Here is a 20,805-nt window from a genome sequence, read left to right as displayed (position 1 = left end):
GCGACACATACAAAAGCAGGGCATCCGGCGGCCCGGCACGACAATACCCTAACAAGAACACAGGATACGCCCCGTGGATGCCCTCGACGTTCAGCAGATCATGCAGTACCTCCCCCATCGATACCCGTTCCTCATGGTGGATCGGGTGGTGGAGTGCGAACCCGGCGAGCATCTGGTAGGGCTGAAGAACGTCAGCATCAACGAGCCGTTCTTTCAGGGGCATTTCCCGGTCAAGCCGGTGATGCCGGGGGTGCTGATCCTCGAGGCCCTGGCGCAGGCGACCGGGCTGCTGGCGTTCAAGACCGAGGAGGCGCGCGGCGAGAATCAGGACAAGCAGCAGCTGTATCTGTTCGTCGGCATCGATCAGGCGCGCTTCCGCCGCCAGGTGGTGCCCGGTGACCAGCTGGATCTGCGGGTGGAGCTGACCCGAACGGTGCGCGGGATCTGGCGCTTTGACGCCGAGGCGAAGGTGGAAGACGAGATCTGCGCCACCGCCGAACTGATGTGTGCGGGCAAGGAAATCGAGGCGTGATCGACTCGCGGGCGGACATCCATCCGAGTGCCGAGCTGGACAGTTCGGTGGAAGTGGGGCCGTTCTCGGTGATCGGCCCGAACGTGCGCATCGGCGCGGGGACCCGCGTGGGGCCGCACGTGGTGATCAACGGGCCGACCGAGATCGGCCGCGACAACCGCATCTTCCAGTTCTCGTCGATCGGCGAGGAGCCGCAGGACACCAGCTATCGTGGCGAGCCGACCCGTCTGGTGATCGGCGACCGCAACGTGATCCGTGAGTCGGTGACCCTCAGCCGCGGAACCGCCAAGGGACTGGGCGAGACGGTGATCGGCCATGACAACCTGATCATGGCCTACGTGCACATCGCCCATGACTGCACCATCGGCAGCGAGATCATCTTCTCCAATGCCACCTCGCTGGCCGGCCACGTGGAGATCCACGACAAGGCCACTCTGGGCGGCTTTACCCTGGTGCACCAGTTCTGCCGCGTCGGGACCTTCGCGTTCACCAGCATGGGCTCGGCGCTCAACCGTGACCTGCCGCCGTACTGCCTGGCCAGCGGCAACTACGCGCGGCTGATCGGCATCAACAAGGTGGGGCTGCGCCGCAATGGTTTCAGCGACGTGGCGATCCAGGGGCTGCATCGGGTGTTCATCCGCGGCATGCGCGGACGCGCCGGGCGCGAATCCCATCTCGACGCGATGCTGGCGGAGACCGATATCCCCGAGGTGCGCGACCTGATCCACTTCGTCCAGGGATCGCGGCGCGGCATCCTGCGGGGTGGCCGCCAGCACTGATCGCGGTTTTCGCGCGTAAGCGCGCTCCTGCGGGGGTACCGCATGGGGCGCACGGGGCATTTGTCGGGTTCCGGCATGCAGGGGCGGCCCTGGTCGCGAACCAGGGGCAAACGCGCCGAGCCCGCACGGGGCGTCAGTCGGCGGGCAGCAGGTGTCCGTGCTCCAGCATCTCGGCGGCCGCCGCGGCCACGCGGCGATCGGCGCCGCCGTCGCCCAGTCTTTCCCGTACCCGTGACAGGCGCTCGCGCATCGCCTCCAGGCGTTGCGGTTCCCGCAGCAGGGCGTCGGCGTCGTCGGTGAGACGTTGCGGGTTCGCGTCGTGCTGCAGGTATTCGGGGACGACCCCTTCCTCGGCGACGATGTTGACCAGCGCGATGTGCTCCAGGTGCACCAGGCGGCGGAACACGAAATGCGACAGCGCGCCCATGCGGTAGAACACCAGCATCGGGGCGCGCAGCAGGCCGGCCTCCAGGGTGGCGGTGCCGGAGGCGGTCAGCAGCAGATCGGCGCCGGCCATCACCGCGTGGGTCCCGTCCTCGCCCTCGACGTAGTCCAGTGGCGGCTCGCCGGCGCTCGCGTCGTGCCCGGCGGGCGGCGGGGCCAGCTCGGCCAGGCGCTCGGCGGTGACCCCGGGGGCGAGACCCACCGCGAAGCGCAGATCCGGGTGCCGGTGGTGCAGGCGGCGGGCGGTTTCCAGCAGCAGGGGCCAGTGGCGCTTGAGCTCGCCGCCGCGACTGCCCGGCAGCAGGCCGATGATCCGGGTATCCGGCGCGACGCCCAGGCGTTCGCGCAGGGGTGGTTCCGGCGCCTGCACGTGGTCAACGAGCGGGTTGCCGACGTAGCGTACCGGCACGCCGGCGCGTTCGTAGATGGCGGTCTCGAACGGGAACAGCACGGCCATGGCATCCACGTACCGGCGGATGCGCCGGATACGGCCACTGCGCCATGCCCACAGCTGCGGACTCACGTAGAACAGTACCGGGATGCCCAGGCGTTTGGCATGCGCGGCCAGACGCAGGTTGAATTCGACGTAGTCGACCAGCACCAGCAGCGCGGGGCGGGTGGTCTCGAGGTGGTCGCACATGCGGCGGAACAGCCGTCGCAGGCGGGGGTAGTTGACCAGCACGTCGACCAGCCCGACCACCGCCAGTTCTTCCACGTCGATGCGGGTATCGACGCCGGCGGCGCGCATGCGTTCACCGCCCATCCCGGAGAAACGCAGGTCGTCGGCGTGGCCGGCAAGTTCCCGCACCAGTCCCGCCCCCAGGGCGTCGCCGGAGGTCTCCCCGGCGCAGACGACGACCTCGCGGGTCATGCCAGTGTGCGGCGGATCCGCTCGACGATGCGATCGACCTGGGCGTCTTCCAGCTCGGGGAAGATCGGCAGGGACAGGCAGCGCGCGGCCACCGATTCGGTTACCGGCAGGGATTCAGGCTCGCCGTCGGGTTCTGCGAACGCCTTCTGCTGGTGCAGCGGCACCGGGTAGTAGATCGCGTTGGCGATGCCGTCCTCGGTGAGTGCGCTCATCAGCGCCTCGCGGTGATCGGTCAGCAGGGTGTACTGGTGGTATACGTGGACGCCGATCCCGTCCTCGTGCGGGGTCTCCAGCGGCAGGTCCTTCAGCCCCTCGCTGTAGCGCGCAGCCACGCGCCGGCGCTCGGCGTTGTAGTGGTCGATGTGCGGCAGCTTGCAGCGCAGGATCGCCGCCTGCATCTCGTCCAGGCGCGAGTTGTAGCCGATCTCGTCGTGGTAATAGCGGACGCTGGAGCCGTGGTTGCGCAGGCGGCGCAGGGCCTCGGCCGAGGACGGACAGGAGGTGGTCACCAGCCCGCCGTCGCCGAAGGCGCCGAGGTTCTTGCTGGGGAAGAAGCTGAACGCCCCGAACGCGGTGGTGGAGCCGGTCTGCGCGCCGTCGATGCTGGCGCCGAAGGACTGCGCGCAGTCCTCGATGACCAGCAGCTGGTGGCGCTCGGCGATCTCGCGGATGCGCGGCAGGTCGGCCGGCTGGCCGAACAGATGCACCGGCAGCACGGCCCGGGTCCGCGGGCTGATCGCCGCCTCGATCTGCTCCGGGTCCAGATTGAAGGTCCGCGGGTCGATGTCGATGAACACCGGCTCGGCGCCCAGGTAGCGGATGGCCTCGGCGGTCGCGATGAAGGTGAACGGCGTGGTGATGATCTCGTCACCGGGCCCGACGCCCGCGGCATGCAGCGCCAGTTGCAGGGCGTCGGTGCCGGAGGCGCAGGTGATGGCGTGTTCCACGCCGAGGTAGTCGGCCAGCTCCTCTTCCAGTGCCTGGACGTTGGGCCCGAGGATGAAACGGGCGCCGGTGAGGACTTCCTGCAGGGCGGCATCGATCTCGGTGCGCAGCGTCTGGTACTGACGCTGCAGGTCGACCATGGGAATCACGGGCGGGCTCCTGTTGCGGATTCGATTGCGGAGTGCGGGCCGTCGGCGCGGCCCATCACGTTGAGATTGGCCTGCACCAGTTCGGTGATGCGGCTGGCGGTCTCCAGCGCGCGCTGTCCGTCGCGGCCGCTGACCAGGACCGGGGCGTCGCCGCGCGCGGCGGCCACGAACGCGCGGATCTCGGCGAGCAGGGCATCGGCCTCATCGAACACGCGCTCGTCGCGGTGGATCTCGGGCGCCCCGGTCTCGGGATCGACGTCACCCAGGTGGTTGAACGACAGGATGCGGTTCTGGAAGTCCACCGAGGCGTAGGCATGCGACTGGAAGATGCGCATGCGCCGTTCGGATTTGGTGCTGATACGGCTGGAGGTGACGTTGGCCACGCAGCCGTCCTCGAACTCCAGGCGCGCATTGGCGATGTCGATGTCGCCGGTCAGGACCCGGGCGCCGGAAGCGCGGATCTCGGCCAGCGGCGAGTCGACCAGGGCCAGGATGATGTCGATGTCGTGGATCATCAGGTCCAGCACCACCGAGACGTCGGTGGCGCGCGGCTTGTACGGCGCCAGTCGGTGCGACTCGATGAAGCGCGGGTGCAGCGGATTCTCGGTCAGCTGGCGCAGGGCCGCGTTGAAGCGTTCCAGATGCCCGACCTGCAGTACCACGCCGCGTTCTTCGGCCAGCTGGTTGAGGGCCTCGGCCTCGTCCAGTGTCGCGGTCACGGGCTTCTCCACCAGCACGTGGCAGCCGGCCTCGATGAAGTCGCGGGCGATCGCGTAGTGCAGGGTGGTGGGCGCGGCGATGGAGACCGCGTCCACCCGGCCGATCAGGGCGCGGTGGTCGGTCTCGGCCGCACAGCCGTGCTCGGCGGCGACACGGCGGGCGGTTTCGGGGTCGGCATCGGCCACCGCCACCAGTTCGGTGTCGGGCAGTGCCGCGTATTTGGCCGCATGCCAGCGGCCGAGATGGCCAACACCGACGGCGGCGCAGCGCAGGGGATTCTGGGACATGGTCGGGATGCTCGGTCCGGAGGGGGCTGTGCTAGGATTTCGGCGCCATTGTAACGGATCCCCCGGATGGCGTGCGGGGCATCGTCCGGGAACACTGCGTGCGGACATCGGGAGCGGCTTCATGAGCGGTAAGACAGGCGGGGCAGACGGGGTCGCGGGCGTCGACGAGGTGGGTCGCGGGCCGCTGGCCGGGCCGGTGGTGGCCGCGGCGGTGATCCTGCCGGAAGGCTTCGATGCCCCCGGTCTGACCGATTCCAAGAAACTGACGGCGCGCCGCCGCGAGGCCCTGGACGAGCAGATCCGCGACGGTGCCCTGGCGTGGGCCCTGGGGCGCGCCGAGGCGGCCGAGATTGATCGTCTGAACATCCATCGCGCGACCCTGCTGGCGATGCAACGGGCGGTGCAGGCCCTGGATCCGGCCCCGACGCACCTGCTGGTGGACGGGCGCTTTACACCGGAGGGCCCGTGGACCGCCGAGGCCCGGGTGGGCGGTGATGGCAGCGTGGCCGCGATCAGCGCCGCTTCGGTGATCGCCAAGGTGGCGCGCGATCGCGAGTTGCGCGCGCTGCACGAGCAATGGCCGGAATACGGCTTCGACCGCCATGCCGGCTACCCGACCGCCGCGCACCGCGCGGCCCTGGAACGCCACGGGCCGTGTCCCGCGCATCGGCGCAGCTTCGGCCCGGTGGCGCGCGCGCTGGCGGCTGCCGCGCAACCGGCTGCGGAAGAACGGGGGCACGCGTGACCGACTCCCCCGCCACGATCGCCGACGCCGGGCTGCAGGATCCGCTGCAGGATCCGGGGTTCGTGCACCTGCGGGTGCACTCGGAATATTCCCTGATCGATGGGCTGGTGCGCCTGAAGCCGCTGGTACAGACCGTGGCCGCGGCCGGGATGCCGGCGGTGGCGGTCACCGATCACTGCAACCTGTTCGGGCTGGTGAAGTTCTACAAGGCGGCGATCGGCGCCGGCGTGCAGCCGATCGTGGGCGCGGACGTACTGGTGCGCGACGCGCGTGCCGACGGCACTCCGGCGCGCATGACCCTGCTGGCGCAGAACGATGCCGGCTATCGCAACCTGACCCGGCTGATCTCGCGCGCCTGGCAGGAGGGTCAGGAGAAGGGCGTGCCGCGGATCGACTGCGCCTGGCTCGACGGCGGCGCGGCGGAGGGGCTGATCGCCCTGTCCGGGACCATCGACGGGCTGTTCGTCAGTGGCAGCGGGGTCGCGCAGGCCCTTGCCGAGCCCGTGCTGCAGCCGTGGCTGGAGCGTTTCCCCGGGCGCTTCTATCTGGAGCTCACGCGCACCGGGCGGCCGGGCGAGGAGGCCTGGATCGAGGCCGCGATCGGCGCGGCCGAGAGCCACGGACTGCCGGTGGTCGCCACCAACGACGTGCGTTTTCTCAGCGGCGAGGACTTCGAGGCCCACGAGGCGCGGGTGTGCATCCACGACGGCCACACCCTGGACGACGCGCGCCGGCCGCGGCGCTACTCCGAGCAGCAGTACCTGCGCACGCCGGAGGAGATGGCCGCGCTGTTCGAGGACATCCCCGAGGCCCTGGCCAACAGCGTGGCCATCGCCCGGCGCTGCAGCGTGCGCCTGACGCTCGGGGAATCGGTGCTGCCGGATTTCCCGGTGCCGGAAGGGCGCACGGTGGAGCAGCATCTGCGCGAGATCTCCGATCAGGGGCTGCGCGCACGCCTGGAGCGCTTCCAGTTCGCCGACACCGCGGACTACGAGGCGCGGCTGACGCGCGAGCTGGACGTGATCTGCCAGATGGGCTTCCCCGGCTACTTCCTGATCGTGGCCGACTTCATCCAGTGGGCGAAGGACAACGGGATCCCGGTGGGGCCGGGGCGCGGTTCCGGTGCCGGCTCGCTGGTGGCCTACGTGCTGGGAATTACCGACCTGGATCCATTGCGTTACGAGCTCCTGTTCGAGCGGTTTCTCAATCCCGAACGGGTCTCCATGCCCGACTTCGACGTCGACTTCTGCATGGAGAAGCGCGACGACGTGATCGAATACGTCGCCGAGCGCTACGGCCGTGACAAGGTCTCGCAGATCATCACCCACGGCACCATGGCGGCCAAGGCGGTGGTACGCGACGTCGGGCGCGTGCTGGGGCACGGCTACGGCTTCGTCGACCGCATCGCCAAGCTGATCCCGTTCGAGCTGGGCATGACCCTGGAGAAGGCCCTGACCGAGAGCGAGGACCTCAAGGCGCAGTACGACGAGGACGAGGAGGTCCGCGCGATCATCGATCTGGCGATGAAACTGGAAGGACTGACCCGCAACGCCGGCAAGCACGCCGGCGGGGTGGTGATCGCGCCGTCGGCGCTGACCGACTTCTCTCCGCTGTACTGCGAAGATGACGGCGGCTCGCTGGTGACCCATTTCGACAAGGACGATGTCGAGGCGGTGGGCCTGGTCAAGTTCGACTTTCTCGGGCTGCGCACGCTGACCATCATCGACTGGGCGGTGCAGAACCTGAAGCGCATGGATCCGGAGATCGAGATCGATCTGGAGGGCGTGCCGCTGGACGACCCGGAGACCTTCCGTCTTCTGAAAGGCTATCAGACCACCGCGGTGTTCCAGCTGGAATCCGGTGGCATGAAGGACCTGATCCGGCGTCTGCAGCCGGACAGCTTCGAGGACATCATCGCGCTGGTGGCGCTGTACCGCCCGGGGCCGCTGCAGTCGGGGATGGTGGACGACTTCATCGACCGCAAGCACGGACGCTCCGAGGTGGAATACCCGCACCCGGATCTGGAGCCGGTGCTCAAGCCGACCTATGGCGTGATCCTGTACCAGGAGCAGGTGATGCAGATCGCCCAGGTGCTGGCCGGCTACACCCTGGGCGGTGCGGACCTGCTGCGCCGCGCGATGGGCAAGAAGAAGCCCGAGGAGATGGCCAAGCAGCGCGAGATCTTCGTCAATGGCGCGGTGGAACGCGGGGTGGAGGAGCACACCGCGACCTATATCTTCGACCTGGTGGAGAAGTTCGCCGGCTACGGCTTCAACAAGTCGCACTCCGCGGCCTATGCCCTGGTGGCCTATCAGACCGCCTGGCTCAAGGCGCATTATCCGGCGCCGTTCATGGCGGCGGTGCTGTCCGCGGACATGGACAACACCGACAAGGTGGTCGGCCTGATCGAGGAATGCCGCAGCATGGAGCTGGCGGTGCTGCCGCCGGACGTGAACCAGTCGGACTACCGCTTTACCGTGCAGGACGCGCGCACGGTGGTGTACGGGCTGGGGGCGATCAAGGGGGTCGGCGAGTCGGCGATCGAGACCCTGCTGAAGGCCCGCAACGAGGGCGGGCCGTTCCACGGGCTGGTGGACCTGTGCCAGCGGGTGGATCTGGGCAAGCTCAACAAGCGGGTGCTGGAGACCCTGGTGCGGGCCGGTGCGCTGGATTCCCTCGGCGCCAACCGCGCGACCCTGCTGGCCGATATCCCCACCGCGGTGGCCGCGGCGGAACAGACCGAACGCAACGCCAGCCTGGGCGTGGTGGATCTGTTCGGCGATCCGGCGGCCGCGGTGGTGCCGGAGAGCGAGACGCAGCCGGAGATGGAGGACGATGACCGGCTGCGGGGGGAGAAGGAGACCCTCGGGTTGTATCTCACCGGGCATCCGGTGGAGCGTTATCGCGAGGAGCTGCGCGAACTGACCCGGACCAGTCTGGCTGAACTGGAGGCGAAGCTGGAACAGCGCCCCGACGAGGGCGAGAACCGCGGGCGCGGGCGCCAGGAGACCGTGCGCATCGCCGGGCTGGTGGTGGGCGTGAGGGTGCGCAACACCAACAGCGGGCGCATGGGCGTGGCGACCCTGGACGACCGCAGCGGGCGCGCCGAGCTGGTGCTGTTCAACGACGATTTCAACCAGTACCGCGACCGGCTCGAGCCGGACACCCTGCTGGTGGCCGAGGGTACGGTGACCCTGGACGACTACGCCGGCGGGGTGCGCATGCGCGCGCGCCGGGTCCTGACCCTGGACGAGGCGCGCGTGCAATGGGCCCAGGCGCTGTGTCTGGACCTGCGCGAGGTCCGGCCGGAGCAGATCGCCGGGCTGCACGGCCTGCTGCAGGAGCACCGGCCGGCCGGGCGCGGCAACGGCAATGGCGGGACTCCGGAGGCGGACGAAGAGGGTGCCCCGCCCGGCTGCCCGCTGCGCCTGCGCTATCGCCGCGACGGCATGGAGGCGGAACTGAAGGTGCCGCAGGACTGGCGCATCCTGCCGAACGAGGCCCTGCTGCGCGGCATCCAGCAGACCCTGGGTCCGTCCTGCGAGGCGCGGCTGCTCTACCAGCGGGGCTAGGCCCGGCCGGCGGGGCCCGCTGCCGGCCAGCGTAGATCGCGCCGATTCGTTACACTCGCCACCCCGAACGTGACTGACTGGAATCCTTGCATGAACCCGGAATTTCTCGACTTCGAACAGCCGATCGCCGAACTGGAGGCCCGCATCCGCGACCTGCAGTACGTGAGCGACGACACCGAGGTCAATATCCAGGAAGAGGTCCAGCGGCTGCAGGACAAGTGCCAGTCGCTGACCGAAAGCATCTTCGCCAAGCTCACGCCCTGGCAGATCGCCCAGCTGTCACGTCATCCCCGCCGTCCGTATCTGCTCGACTACATCCCGGCGCTGTTCGAGGAATTCGAGGAACTGCACGGCGACCGCGCCTATGCCGATGATCCCGCGATCGTCGGCGGCATGGCCCGCTTCGACGGGCGGCCGGTGATGATCATCGGCCACCAGAAGGGCCGCCAGACCCGCGACAAGGTGCAGCGCAATTTCGGCATGCCGCGTCCGGAGGGCTATCGCAAGGCCCTGCGCCTGATGGAGATGGCCGAGCGCTTCCGCATGCCGGTGTTCACCTTCATCGACACCCCGGGCGCCTACCCCGGCGTGGGGGCCGAGGAGCGGGGCCAGAGCGAGGCGATCGCGCGCAACCTGCGGGTGATGGCGCGGCTGGACACTCCGATCATCGCCACGGTGATCGGCGAGGGCGGCTCCGGCGGTGCGCTGGCGATCGGCGTGGGCGACGCGACGCTCATGCTGCAGTACTCGACCTATTCGGTGATCTCGCCGGAAGGCTGCGCCTCCATCCTGTGGAAGAGTTCGGAAAAGGCCTCCGAGGCCGCCGAGGCGCTGGGGATCACCTCCGGGCGGCTGAAGGACCTGGGGCTGATCGACCGGGTGATTGACGAACCGCTGGGCGGCGCCCACCGCGATCCGGAGACCATGACCGAGCATCTGCGTACGGCGCTGGCCGAGACCCTGGGCGGGCTGGAGCGGCTGGACCCGGGCAAGCGCCTGGAGCGGCGTTACCGCCGGCTGATGGACTACGGTGCCTTCCAGGAAGCCGGCGCCTGATCCCGTCGACGTCGCGCTGCGGCGGTTCCTCGAGGAGTGTCCCGCGGGCGGCCCGCTGCGCGTCGCCTTCAGCGGCGGTCGCGATTCCAGCCTCCTGCTGCATGCCCTGACTGCGACCTGTCGAGTTGTCGGGCATCCCGATCCCGAAGTCTGGCACGTGGACCACGGGCTGCACGCGCAGTCCGCGGCCCAGGCGGAACACTGTCGTGCGGTGGCGCATTCGCTGGGTCTGCATTTCGAGCACCGCGCGGTCGGTCCCCTCGAGACCCGCGCGGACGGGGTGGAGGCCGCGGCCCGGCACGCCCGCTATGCGCTGCTGCGCGAGGGCCTGGGGCCGACCGGGGTGGTGGTCACCGCGCATCATGCCGGGGACCAGGCCGAGACCTTCCTGCTCGCGGCCCTGCGCGGCAGCGGTCCGCTCGGCCTGCGTGGCATGCCCCCGTGGCGCCGCGAAGGCGAGGGCTGGCTGGCGCGCCCGCTGCTGGACGTGGCGGATGCAGCCGTGGCGACGCGGGCGCGGCGCGAGGGGCTGACCTGGATGGAGGACCCCACCAACGCCGATCCGGGGTTCGACCGCAACTTCCTGCGCCGCGAGATCCTGCCCCGGCTCAATGAACGGTTTGCTGCGTCGGCCGGGCTGGCGCGGGCCGCGCGCTGGCAGGCCGGGGTGGCCGACGGGGAGGACGCCGTTCTCGCGCGCCATCTGGCGGGCGCCGGGGCCGGTGAGTGCCTGCCGCTGTCCGTCCTGCGGCCGCTGGAACCGGGGCGCCGGAGCGCCCTTTTGCGGCACTGGATCCGGGAACACGGCCTGCGCCCGCCGGGCCACCGGCGGCTGGCGGAATTCCTGCGTCAGGCGCTGGCGGCTGGCGAAGATCGCCAGCCGCGGCTGGACTGGAACGAGGGGTGCCTGCGGCGCTACCGCGATGCGCTGTATCTGGATCCGCCGGAGACGGAGCCCGCGTCGCCCATCCCGTGGCCGGCCGGCCAGCAGCGGCTGCGTCTGCCCGATGGTCGGGTGCTGACGCGCGAGCATCCGGCGTTCGCCGATCCGCTGCTGGCCGGGGCGGTGGAGGTGGTGTTCCGGCAGGGTGGTGAACGGGTGCCGGCGGGCGGCCGGCACCGGCGGCTGAAGTCGCTGATGCAGGAGCGCGGGATTCCGCCATGGCGGCGTGCGCGCATCCCGCTGCTGCGCCCGCCGGGGGGCGAGGTGCGTGCCGTGCTGTGGCCGCGCGGACCGGATGACGGCGGCCCCCCGTGAGCTGCGTCGCAGGTTCGGGCCGAGGCGCCGCAGCCCCGCCATGACGGGCCCGCAGGCGCCCCGCGGGGCGCGTTCGCGATTGAGCGAAAACGGGGGGTCTGGTACCCTTTGCGGGCATTTTGACCCCCGTCGGTCCCGGCCAGGTTTCCCGCATGACGCGATTCGTGTTTATCACCGGAGGCGTGGTTTCGTCTCTGGGCAAAGGTATTGCATCCGCCTCTCTGGGGGCGATCCTCGAGGCGCGTGGCCTGAAGGTCACGCTGATGAAGCTGGACCCCTACATCAACGTCGATCCGGGGACCATGAGTCCGTTCCAGCATGGCGAGGTGTTCGTTACCCATGACGGGGCCGAGACCGACCTGGATCTCGGGCACTACGAGCGCTTCGTGCGCATCCGCACCTCGCGGCACAACAATTTCACCACCGGCCAGATCTACGAGAACGTCATCCGCAAGGAACGTCGCGGCGACTATCTGGGCGGCACGGTGCAGGTCATTCCGCACATCACCGACGAGATCAAGCGCTCGATCCGCGAAGGGGCGGATGACGCCGATATCGCACTGATCGAGATCGGCGGCACGGTAGGCGACATCGAGTCCCTGCCGTTCCTCGAGGCGATCCGCCAGATGGGCGTGGAGCTGGGGCGCGACAACGCGCTGTTCATGCACCTGACCCTGGTCCCCTATATCGACGCCGCCGGCGAGATCAAGACCAAGCCGACCCAGCATTCGGTCAAGGAACTGCGTTCCATCGGCATCCAGCCGGACATCCTGCTGTGCCGCTCGAGTCAGGCGATCCCCGAAGGGGAACGGCGCAAGATGGCGCTGTTCACCAACGTCGAGGAAAAGGCGGTCATCTCTGCGGTGGACGTCGACAACATCTACAAGATCCCGCTGTGGCTGCATTCGCAGAAGCTCGACGAGATCGTGCTGCGCAAGCTGCACATCGAGGATCTGCCGGTCGCCGACCTGTCCGACTGGAAGCACGTGGTCAACGCCATGGAGTTCCCCGAGTCGGAGGTTACGGTCGGCATGGTCGGCAAGTACGTCGAGCTGACCGAGTCGTACAAGTCGGTCAACGAGGCCCTGACCCATGCGGGCATCGAGGTCGGCACCCGGGTGCGCATCCGCTACCTGGATTCGGAAAAGCTGGAGGGCGACACCCCCGAGGCACGCGCGGAGCTTGAAGGGCTGGATGCGATCCTGGTGCCGGGCGGCTTCGGCGAACGCGGCGTCGAGGGCAAGATCGAGGCGGTACGCCATGCGCGCGAGGAGGGCATCCCGTATCTGGGCATCTGCCTCGGCATGCAGGTGGCGGTGATCGAATACGCCCGCAACGTGGCCGGCCTCAACGGGGCACATTCCACCGAGTTCGCGCCCGATACTCCGCATCCGGTGATCGCGCTGATCACCGAATGGCAGGACCGCGAGGGGCGGATCGAACATCGCGATGCCGAAAGCGATCTGGGCGGCACCATGCGCCTGGGTGCGCAGACCGCCTGCCTGACCGAGGGCTCGCGCATCGCCGCGGCCTACGGCACCAGTCGCATCGAGGAGCGCCACCGCCACCGTTACGAATTCAACAACGCCTACCGCGCGCGTCTGGAGCAGGCCGGGCTGGTGATCTCCGGGCTGTCCGAGTCCGGGGAACTGGTGGAGGCGGTGGAGCTTCCGGAACATCCGTGGTTCGTCGGCTGTCAGTTCCACCCCGAGTTCACCTCCACGCCGCGCGACGGACACCCGCTGTTCGCCGGCTTCGTCCGTGCGGCGCGGGACTACCAGAACGAGCGCGCGCCGGATGTGGGCGCGGCGCTGACCGATTGACGGGAGGCAGGTTGATGGAACTGTGCGGTTTCTCCGTGGGCCTGGACCGGCCGTTCTTCCTGATCGCCGGTCCCTGCGTGATCGAATCGGAGGCCATGGCCGAGGAAACCGCGGGGCAGCTCGCCGAGCTCACGCGCGAGCTGGGGATTCCGTTCATCTACAAGTCGTCCTTCGACAAGGCCAACCGGTCCTCCACCCGCAGCTATCGCGGCCCGGGCATGGAGGAGGGGCTGCGTATCCTCGAATCGGTGCGCGAGCGCATGGGCGTGCCGGTGCTGACCGACGTGCACGAGGACACCCCGCTGGCGGAGGTTGCCGCGGTGGTGGACGTGCTGCAGACCCCGGCGTTTTTGTGCCGCCAGACCAATTTCATCCAGAACGTGGCCCGTCAGGGGCTCCCGGTGAACATCAAGAAGGGCCAGTTCATGGCCCCCTGGGACATGGGCAACGTGGTGGACAAGGCGCGCGAGGCCGGCAACGAGTCGGTGATGGTCTGCGAGCGCGGGGTGTCCTTCGGCTACAACACCCTGATCTCCGACATGCGCGGCCTGGCCGACATGCGCCGCACCGGCGCCCCGGTGGTGTTCGACGCCACCCACTCGGTGCAGCAGCCGGGCGGGCAGGGTGCCAGCTCCGGCGGGCAGCGCGAATACGTGCCGGTGCTGGCCCGTGCGGCCGTGGCCAGCGGTATCTCCGGGCTGTTCATGGAGACCCACCCCGATCCTGCGAACGCGCTGTCGGATGGCCCCAATGCCTGGCCGCTGCCGCGCATGCGCGAGCTGCTGGAAACCCTGAAGGCGCTGGACGAGGCGACCAAGTCGCGTCCGCTGGCGGAAGCCGAATACGGCCTGGGCTGACCCCGGGACGACCCCCGGGGGCGGCCGGCCCCGAATCGAACGAGTCAAGGAGAGAGTACGAGCATGTCCCAGATTGCCGAGATCCACGCGCGCGAGATCATTGATTCCCGCGGCAACCCGACGGTGGAAGCCGACGTCGTCCTGGCCTCCGGTGCGACCGGGCGGGCGTCGGTGCCGTCGGGGGCTTCCACCGGGGCGCGCGAGGCCCTGGAACTGCGCGACGCCGCGGCCCGCTACGGCGGCAAGGGCGTGGAGAAGGCGGTGGGCCATGTGAACGGCGAGATCCGCGACGCCCTGCGCGGCATGGAGGCTGACCAGACCGCGGTCGACCAGCGCATGCTGGAGCTGGACGGCACCGAGAACAAGTCGCGCCTGGGCGCCAACGCTCTGCTGGCGGTGTCCATGGCCGTGGCCCATGCCCGCGCAGCCGATGCCGAGCGCCCGCTGTTCGAGACGGTCGGCGGGCCGGATGCGCATCTGCTGCCGGTGCCGATGATGAACATCGTCAACGGCGGTGAGCATGCCGACAACAGCGTCGACATGCAGGAGTTCATGATCCTGCCGGTGGGCGCCCCCAGCGTGCGCGAAGCGGTGCGCTACGGCGCCGAGGTCTTTCACGCGCTGAAGAAGGTGCTCAACCAGCGCGGTCTGGGCACCGGCGTGGGCGACGAGGGCGGGTTCGCGCCCAACCTGGAGTCCAACTCGGCGGCGGTGGAGACCATCCTCGAAGCGATCCATCAGGCCGGGTTCAAGGCCGGGCGCGACATCTGGCTGGGCCTCGACTGCGCCGCCTCCGAGTTCTACCGCGATGGCCGCTACCACCTGGATTCCGAGGGCAAGTCGTTCAATGCCGAGGAATTCTGTGACTACCTCGCGCACTGGGTCGATCAGTACCCCATCCTCAGCATCGAGGACGGGCTGGCCGAAGACGACTGGGAGGGGTGGAAGATCCTGACCGAACGTCTGGGTGAGCGCGTGCAGCTGGTGGGCGACGATCTGTTCGTGACCAACACGCAGATCCTGCGCGAGGGCATCGACCGCGGCGTGGCCAACTCCATCCTGATCAAGCTGAATCAGATCGGCACCGTGACCGAGACCCTGCAGGCCATCGAGATGGCGCGCGACGCGGGTTACACCTCGGTGATCTCGCACCGTTCGGGCGAGACCGAGGACGTGACCATCGCCGATCTGGCGGTGGCCACCGGCGCGGGGCAGATCAAGACCGGCTCGCTGTCGCGCTCCGATCGCGTGGCCAAGTACAACCAGCTCATGCGGATCGAGGAGCATCTCGGCGGGCAGGCCCGCTACCCGGGCATGGACGCCTTCCGGGTCCGGCCCTGACTCCGGGGAACCGGGGTGTCCCGGCCGGAGGCCTGAGCGATGCGCTGGCTGCTGCCGGGCGGTCTGTTGCTGCTCGTGCTGGCGCTGCAGTGGCCGTTGTGGTTCGGCGAGGGCGGCTGGCCGGATGTCCGCGAACTGCGCAGCGAGACCGCCATGCAGGAAGCGGAAAACCAGCGCCTGCGTGAACGCAACCGGGCGCTGGAGGCCGAGGTCCGCGATCTGCGCGAGGGCTCCGCGGCGGTGGAAGAACGCGCCCGGCGTGACCTGGGCATGATTCGCGAGGACGAGACCTTTTTCTTCATCGTGGACGAAGAAGACGAAGTGCCGGGCGAAGTCCCGGGGTTGATGCCCGAAGACGCCTCCGCCGGCGTTGCCCCGGAGCCTGCCGAGGAGGACACGACGATCGTGGAGGATCCGTTCGATGAGTGATGCCGGCGCCCCCGAGGGTTCGGGCGTCTTCTGGGCCCTGATTCCGGCGGCCGGCATTGGCCGCCGCATGGGGACGGATCGTCCCAAGCAGTTCCTTTCCCTGGGGCCGCGCAGCGTGCTGGCCCACACCCTGTCGATCTTTCTGGAGCATCCGCGGATTCGCGGCGTGATCCTGGTGCTGGGTCCGGACGTGGATCCGGACGCGCTCGACCTGCCGCTGGCCGGCGGGCGGCTGTTCCGCGTGGCCGGCGGTGACGAGCGGGCCGACTCCGTGCAGAACGGCCTGGATTTCCTCGAGGAACGCGCCGGTCCCGAGGACTGGGTGCTGGTGCACGATGCCGCGCGCCCGTGCCTGCCGCCGGACGATCTCGATCGCATGCTGGACGAGCTGCGCGACGATCCCGTGGGGGGAGTGCTGGCGGCCCCGTCCACCGATACCATCAAGTGGGCGGACGCCGACGGTCGGGTGGAATCCACGCTCGATCGCGAGCGGGTGTGGCGGGCCCTGACCCCGCAGATGTTCCGCCTGGGTACGCTGCGTGACGCCAACGCCCGCGCGCGTGCCGCCGGACACCCGGTGACCGACGAGGCCAGCGCGATCGAATGGGCGGGACTGCGGCCGCGGCTGGTGGAGGGCTCGCTGATGAACATCAAGATCACCCGCGCCGAAGACCTCGAACTGGCCCGTCTATACTTGCTGGAACAGGGACGACTCGACGGGGGGTACCGGGGATGACAGCGATGCGTGTGGGCCAGGGTTTCGATGTACACGCCTATGAGGCGGGGGATCATGTGGTGGTCGGCGGGGTGCGGATCCCGTTCGACTACGGCGTGCGCGCGCATTCCGACGGCGACGTGCTGCTGCACGCGCTGTGCGACGCGCTGCTGGGGGCGGCCGGTCTGGGCGACATCGGGCGCCACTTTCCCGACAGTGATCCGGCGTTCTCCGGTGCCGACAGCCGCGACCTGCTCGAAGAGACCCTGCGCCGGGTGCGCGAGGCGGGCTGGGTGCCGGTGAACATCGACGCCACCATCATCGCCCAGCGTCCGCGCATGGGCCCGCACGTGGACACCATGCGCGCCAACATCGCCGCGGATACCGGTTTGCCGGCGGACGCGGTCAACGTGAAGGCCACCACTACCGAGCGGCTGGGCTATACCGGCCGCGAGGAGGGCCTCGCCGCGCAGACCGTGGTGCTGCTGAAGACCCCGGGAGACGGGGAGGTCGCATGAGCGACGGCGTGGTGCGCGGGGTGCACCACGTGAGCGTGGTGGTGTCGGATCCGGAGCGTGCGGCCACGTTCTACGGCGATCTGCTCGGACTGGCGCCGTTGCCGCGTCCCGATCTCGGGTTCCCCGGGCGCTGGTTCGATCTGGGTGACGGGCGCGCCCTGCATCTGCTGGGGGTGCCCAACCCGGACCCGGTGGAGCGCGGGGTCGCCGGTGGCCGCGACCGCCATCTGGCCCTGGTGGTGGACGGCCTGGAGGCCCTGCTGGGCCGCCTGGAGGCGGCGGGCTTCCCCGCGCAGCGCAGCCGTTCCGGGCGCCCCGCGGCCTTCGTGCGCGATCCGGACGGGAACACCGTCGAATTCGTCGCAGCCGGCGAATGACGCTGTCCGCACCCGCATTCCCTCACCGCCGGTAGCGGGCATGAACTGGGACGACGCCGACACCCCGCGCCCCGCGGCCCGTAACCTGCGGGTCCTGATGCCGCTGCTCGCATTCCTGCGGCCGTACCGGCGGCGCATCGTGTTCGGGCTGGTGGCGCTGGTGGTGGGCTCGGGGGCGATCCTGGCCTTCGGCGGGGTGCTGCGCCTGCTGGTGGACGCCGGCCTGGGTCCCGAGGACCCCGCCGGGCTCAATCGCGCGCTGGTGCTGCTGCTGGTGGTGGTGACGGTGATGGCCATCGGGGTGGGGGCGCGAATCTATCTGGTGACCTGGCTGGGCGAGCGGGTGGTGGCGGACCTGCGCCGCGCGGTGTTCGCCAACGTGATCCGGCTGGATCCGGCGTTTTTCGAGCAGACCCGTACCGGCGAGGTGATCTCGCGCCTGACGGCCGACGCGACGCTGATCCAGACCGTGGTCGGCACCACCCTGACCATTGCCGCGCGCAACCTGCTGCTGATCGTCGGCGGGCTGGTCCTGATGTTCCTGTCCAGCCCGCCGCTGGCGGCCCTGCTGGTGGCCGGCCTGCCGGCGGTGGCCGTGCCGGTGTGGCTGCTCGGCCGTCGGGTGCGGCGGCTGTCGCGCCGGACCCAGGACCGGGTCGCGGACGTGGGCGCGCGCACCGACGAGACCCTGTACGCGATCGAGACGGTGCAGGCCCACGGTCAGGAAGACGCCGAACGCGGCCGGCATGCCTCGGCGGTGGAAGCCGCCTTCGGCATGGCCACGCGTCGGGCCGCCACCGGCGCACTGCTGGCCGCTGCGGTGATGCTCTTGATGTTCGGCCTGATCGCCGGGGTCCTCTGGATCGGTGGCCACCGCGTACTGGACGGGGTGATGACCCCGGGCGAGCTGGCCGCGTTCCTGTTCTACGCGGCCCTGGTGGCGGGGTCGATCGCCGCGCTCAGCGAGGTGACCAACGAACTGCTGCGGGCGGCCGGGGCCGCGGAGCGCCTGCTGGAGCTCGCGGAGGTCCGTTCCGGCCCGCCCTGGCCACGGCACCCCGAAGACCTGACGGAACCGGTACGCGGCGAGATCGCACTGGAGGGCGTGGTCTTCGCCTATCCGACGCGCCCGCATCCGCCGGCGCTCGACCGGGTCTCCCTGCGGGTGCGCCCGGGCGAATCGGTCGCGCTGGTGGGTCCCTCGGGTTCCGGCAAGTCGACCCTGTTCCGGCTGCTGCTGCGCTTTCATGACCCGGACGCCGGACGCGTCCTGTTCGACGGGCACGACCTGCGTGACCTGCGGCCGGATGAACTGCGCCGGCACATCGCGGTGGTGCCGCAGGAGCCGGTGCTGTTCTCCGGCACCGTGCGCGAAAACGTGGCCTACGGCGTGCCGGATGCATCCGACGCGGCGCTGCAGGCGGCCGCGGAGGCGGCGCATGCGCGGGGGTTCATCGAGGCGCTGCCGGAGGGCTGGGACACCGCGCTGGGCGAGCGCGGCGTGCGCCTGTCGGGCGGTCAGCGGGCGCGTCTGGCGCTGGCCCGCGCCCTGCTGCGCGAGCCGGCCGTGCTGCTGCTGGACGAGGCCACCAGCGCGCTGGACGCCGAAAGCGAACGCGAGGTGCAGGCGGCGCTGGCCGGGGTGCGTGGTCGCTGCACGGTGCTGACCATCGCCCACCGGCTGGCCACCGTGCAGTCGGCGGACCGGATCGTGGTGCTCGACGGCGGACTCGTGGTGGGCGAGGGCACGCACGCCGAACTGATGGCGCAGGGCGGGCTGTATGCGCGGCTGGCGGCGCTGCAGTTTGCGGATGCGGACGCGCTCGCCTGAAACTCGGGGTGAGGGGGATCAAGCGGGAGGAGATCATGGCCAACGGATACATCCTCGCCCTGGACCAGGGCACCACCAGCTGCCGGGCGATCCTGTTCGATCTGGAGGGCGGCATCGCCGGGGTCGCGCAGAAGGAGTTCGCCCAGTCCTACCCGCACTCCGGCTGGGTGGAGCACGACGCGATGGAGATCTGGGGCACCCAGATCGGCGTGGCGCGCGAGGCGCTGGAGCGCAATGGCATCAAGCCCGCGCAGCTGGCGGCCATCGGCATCACCAACCAGCGCGAGACCACGCTGGTGTGGGATCGTCACAGCGGCCGCCCGATCCATCCGGCCATCGTGTGGCAGGACCGGCGCACCGCGGATCTCTGCGACCGCCTGCGCGACGAGGGTCTGGAAGGCCATATCCGCGCGACCACCGGGCTGCTGCCGGACGCCTATTTCTCCGGCACCAAGATCCGCTGGATCCTCGATCACGTGGACGGCGCGCGCGAGAAGGCCCGCAACGGCGACCTGCTGTTCGGCACCATGGACAGCTGGCTGGTGTGGAACCTGACGCGCGGCGAGCGCCATGTCACCGACGTGACCAACGCCTCGCGCACCATGCTGTTCGACATCCACCGCCTGCAGTGGGACGACACCCTGCTGGAAGCGCTGGACATCCCGCGCGGCATGCTGCCCGAGGTGGTGTCCTCCAGCGAGGTGCTGGGCCACACCGGCACGGAGATGTTCGGCGGCGCGCGGGTGCCGGTGGCCGGCATGGCCGGGGACCAGCACTCAGCCCTGTTCGGCCAGGCCTGTTTCGAGCCGGGCATGGCGAAGAACACCTACGGCACCGGCTGCTTCCTGCTGATGAACACCGGCACCCGCCCGGTGACCTCGGAGCACGGCCTGCTGACCACCATCGCCTGGGGCCTGGACGGGCAGGTGGAATACGCCCTGGAGGGCTCCATCTTCATCGCCGGTGCCGCCGTGCAGTGGCTGCGCGACGAGATGCACCTGATCGATACGGCCGAGGATTCGGAATACTACGCGGGCAAGGTGGCGGATGCCGGCGGGGTCTACGTGGTGCCGGCCTTCGCCGGGCTGGGGGCGCCGTACTGGGATCCGCATGCGCGCGGGGCGATCTTCGGTCTGACCCGGGGCACGCGCAAGGAGCACGTGACGCGTGCGACGCTGGATGCCCTGGCCTACCAGACCCGCGACGTGATCGAGGCGATGCAGGCCGATTCCGGTCTGGCGCTCAAGACCCTGCGCGTGGACGGCGGTGCGGTGGCCAACGAGCTGATGGTCCAGTTTCAGGCCGACCAGCTCGGGGTACGGGTGGAACGCCCGGCCATCACCGAGAGCACCGCACTGGGCGCCGCCGGCCTGGCCGGTCTGGCCACCGGCCTGTGGAGCCGCGATGACCTGCGCGCATTCAGCCGCATCGAGCGCGTGTTCGAACCGCAGCTGGACCCCACCACCCGCGACCGCCAGTACCATGGCTGGAAGGAAGCCGTGCGCCGCTGCATGAACTGGGAACGCGACGCGCGGGGGTAGGCCCGCGTCGCCATT

General features: G+C 69.8%; 18 protein-coding genes. 15 read left to right on the top strand and 3 right to left on the bottom strand.

The window, feature by feature from the left end; all coding sequences use genetic code 11:
• The first annotated feature begins 73 nt into the window (after positions 1-73).
• Positions 74-532: a 3-hydroxyacyl-ACP dehydratase FabZ gene (fabZ, locus tag F787_RS0111540; RefSeq protein WP_028492275.1), complete on the top strand. Its 459-nt coding sequence runs from the start codon at positions 74-76 to the stop codon at positions 530-532.
• Positions 529-1,311, top strand: a complete 783-nt coding sequence (lpxA, locus tag F787_RS0111535) for an acyl-ACP--UDP-N-acetylglucosamine O-acyltransferase (protein ID WP_028492274.1) — start codon at positions 529-531, stop codon at positions 1,309-1,311. Before fabZ ends, lpxA begins: the two co-directional genes overlap by 4 nt.
• A 133-nt stretch (positions 1,312-1,444) precedes the next feature.
• Here the strand turns inward: lpxA and lpxB are convergent, their stop codons facing one another.
• Genes lpxB through F787_RS0111520 form a run of 3 tightly spaced genes read right to left on the bottom strand, consistent with a single transcriptional unit; the run spans position 1,445 to position 4,727 of the window.
• On the bottom strand, positions 1,445-2,626 hold the full coding sequence (gene lpxB / locus F787_RS0111530) for a lipid-A-disaccharide synthase (RefSeq protein WP_028492273.1): 1,182 nt from the start codon (positions 2,624-2,626) through the stop codon (positions 1,445-1,447).
• Positions 2,623-3,720 (bottom strand): DegT/DnrJ/EryC1/StrS aminotransferase family protein, encoded by a 1,098-nt coding sequence (locus F787_RS0111525; RefSeq protein ID WP_019591341.1) that lies wholly within the window; start codon positions 3,718-3,720, stop codon positions 2,623-2,625. Before F787_RS0111525 ends, lpxB begins: the two co-directional genes overlap by 4 nt.
• Complete coding sequence (locus F787_RS0111520; protein WP_028492272.1) at positions 3,717-4,727, bottom strand: Gfo/Idh/MocA family protein; 1,011 nt, start codon at positions 4,725-4,727, stop codon at positions 3,717-3,719. Before F787_RS0111520 ends, F787_RS0111525 begins: the two co-directional genes overlap by 4 nt.
• Positions 4,728-4,848: 121 nt before the next feature.
• On the opposite strand from F787_RS0111520, the gene rnhB reads away from it, so the two are divergent.
• The 13 genes from rnhB to glpK all read left to right on the top strand — a co-directional run bounded on the left by rnhB (position 4,849) and on the right by glpK (position 20,790).
• On the top strand, positions 4,849-5,472 hold the full coding sequence (gene rnhB / locus F787_RS0111515) for a ribonuclease HII (protein WP_028492271.1): 624 nt from the start codon (positions 4,849-4,851) through the stop codon (positions 5,470-5,472).
• Positions 5,469-9,044 (top strand): DNA polymerase III subunit alpha, encoded by a 3,576-nt coding sequence (gene dnaE / locus F787_RS0111510; protein ID WP_051246130.1) that lies wholly within the window; start codon positions 5,469-5,471, stop codon positions 9,042-9,044. The genes rnhB and dnaE overlap by 4 nt, the downstream gene beginning before the upstream one ends.
• 90 nt (positions 9,045-9,134) lie before the next feature.
• The gene (locus F787_RS0111505; RefSeq protein WP_019022783.1) at positions 9,135-10,100 is read left to right on the top strand and encodes an acetyl-CoA carboxylase carboxyltransferase subunit alpha; all 966 of its coding nucleotides are present in this window, start codon (positions 9,135-9,137) and stop codon (positions 10,098-10,100) included.
• Positions 10,075-11,358: a tRNA lysidine(34) synthetase TilS gene (tilS, locus tag F787_RS0111500; RefSeq protein ID WP_081694127.1), complete on the top strand. Its 1,284-nt coding sequence runs from the start codon at positions 10,075-10,077 to the stop codon at positions 11,356-11,358. The genes F787_RS0111505 and tilS overlap by 26 nt, the downstream gene beginning before the upstream one ends.
• Positions 11,359-11,510: 152 nt before the next feature.
• Positions 11,511-13,181 carry a CTP synthase gene (locus tag F787_RS0111495; RefSeq protein WP_019022781.1) on the top strand — a complete coding sequence of 557 codons (1,671 nt, stop codon included), beginning with the start codon at positions 11,511-11,513 and terminating at the stop codon, positions 13,179-13,181.
• A gap of 14 nt (positions 13,182-13,195) precedes the next feature.
• A complete protein-coding gene (gene kdsA, locus F787_RS0111490; RefSeq protein ID WP_018870712.1) occupies positions 13,196-14,038 on the top strand; it encodes a 3-deoxy-8-phosphooctulonate synthase in 843 nt (280 codons plus the stop codon).
• Positions 14,039-14,101: 63 nt separating this feature from the next.
• The gene (eno, locus tag F787_RS0111485; RefSeq protein WP_018870711.1) at positions 14,102-15,379 is read left to right on the top strand and encodes a phosphopyruvate hydratase; all 1,278 of its coding nucleotides are present in this window, start codon (positions 14,102-14,104) and stop codon (positions 15,377-15,379) included.
• A 39-nt stretch (positions 15,380-15,418) separates the two neighbouring features.
• A complete protein-coding gene (gene ftsB, locus F787_RS0111480) occupies positions 15,419-15,808 on the top strand; it encodes a cell division protein FtsB (protein WP_019570668.1) in 390 nt (129 codons plus the stop codon).
• Positions 15,801-16,544: a 2-C-methyl-D-erythritol 4-phosphate cytidylyltransferase gene (ispD, locus tag F787_RS0111475; RefSeq protein ID WP_028492268.1), complete on the top strand. Its 744-nt coding sequence runs from the start codon at positions 15,801-15,803 to the stop codon at positions 16,542-16,544. The genes ftsB and ispD overlap by 8 nt, the downstream gene beginning before the upstream one ends.
• Entirely contained in the window at positions 16,541-17,041 is a 501-nt protein-coding gene (gene ispF, locus F787_RS0111470) for a 2-C-methyl-D-erythritol 2,4-cyclodiphosphate synthase (RefSeq protein ID WP_018870708.1), read from the top strand. Before ispD ends, ispF begins: the two co-directional genes overlap by 4 nt.
• Positions 17,038-17,418, top strand: coding sequence for a VOC family protein (locus F787_RS0111465; RefSeq protein ID WP_042805918.1), 381 nt, complete (start codon positions 17,038-17,040; stop codon positions 17,416-17,418). Before ispF ends, F787_RS0111465 begins: the two co-directional genes overlap by 4 nt.
• A 40-nt stretch (positions 17,419-17,458) precedes the next feature.
• Positions 17,459-19,249, top strand: coding sequence for an ABC transporter transmembrane domain-containing protein (locus tag F787_RS0111460; protein ID WP_028492266.1), 1,791 nt, complete (start codon positions 17,459-17,461; stop codon positions 19,247-19,249).
• Between the two features lie 35 nt (positions 19,250-19,284).
• Positions 19,285-20,790, top strand: a complete 1,506-nt coding sequence (gene glpK / locus F787_RS0111455; RefSeq protein ID WP_028492265.1) for a glycerol kinase GlpK — start codon at positions 19,285-19,287, stop codon at positions 20,788-20,790.
• Positions 20,791-20,805: the final 15 nt, after the last annotated feature.

Origin of the sequence: Thioalkalivibrio sp. ALE19, assembly GCF_000428605.1 — a bacterium.
In the GTDB taxonomy this organism is placed as follows: domain Bacteria; phylum Pseudomonadota; class Gammaproteobacteria; order Ectothiorhodospirales; family Ectothiorhodospiraceae; genus Thioalkalivibrio.
The sequence above is the reverse complement of the archived record's forward strand: the minus strand, read 5'-3'. Positions and strand labels throughout refer to the sequence as shown.

Bases quoted from the DNA above. Each gene is read 5' to 3' on its own strand.
- lpxB (WP_028492273.1), bottom strand. From the start codon at position 2,626: ATGACCCGCGAGGTCGTCGTCTGCGCCGGGGAGACCTCCGGCGACGCC.
- F787_RS0111520 (WP_028492272.1), bottom strand. From the start codon at position 4,727: ATGTCCCAGAATCCCCTGCGCTGCGCCGCCGTCGGTGTTGGCCATCTC.
- rnhB (WP_028492271.1), top strand. From the start codon at position 4,849: ATGAGCGGTAAGACAGGCGGGGCAGACGGGGTCGCGGGCGTCGACGAG.
- F787_RS0111505 (WP_019022783.1), top strand. From the start codon at position 9,135: ATGAACCCGGAATTTCTCGACTTCGAACAGCCGATCGCCGAACTGGAG.
- F787_RS0111495 (WP_019022781.1), top strand. From the start codon at position 11,511: ATGACGCGATTCGTGTTTATCACCGGAGGCGTGGTTTCGTCTCTGGGC.
- kdsA (WP_018870712.1), top strand. From the start codon at position 13,196: ATGGAACTGTGCGGTTTCTCCGTGGGCCTGGACCGGCCGTTCTTCCTG.
- eno (WP_018870711.1), top strand. From the start codon at position 14,102: ATGTCCCAGATTGCCGAGATCCACGCGCGCGAGATCATTGATTCCCGC.
- ftsB (WP_019570668.1), top strand. From the start codon at position 15,419: ATGCGCTGGCTGCTGCCGGGCGGTCTGTTGCTGCTCGTGCTGGCGCTG.
- ispD (WP_028492268.1), top strand. From the start codon at position 15,801: ATGAGTGATGCCGGCGCCCCCGAGGGTTCGGGCGTCTTCTGGGCCCTG.
- ispF (WP_018870708.1), top strand. From the start codon at position 16,541: ATGACAGCGATGCGTGTGGGCCAGGGTTTCGATGTACACGCCTATGAG.
- F787_RS0111465 (WP_042805918.1), top strand. From the start codon at position 17,038: ATGAGCGACGGCGTGGTGCGCGGGGTGCACCACGTGAGCGTGGTGGTG.
- F787_RS0111460 (WP_028492266.1), top strand. From the start codon at position 17,459: ATGAACTGGGACGACGCCGACACCCCGCGCCCCGCGGCCCGTAACCTG.
- glpK (WP_028492265.1), top strand. From the start codon at position 19,285: ATGGCCAACGGATACATCCTCGCCCTGGACCAGGGCACCACCAGCTGC.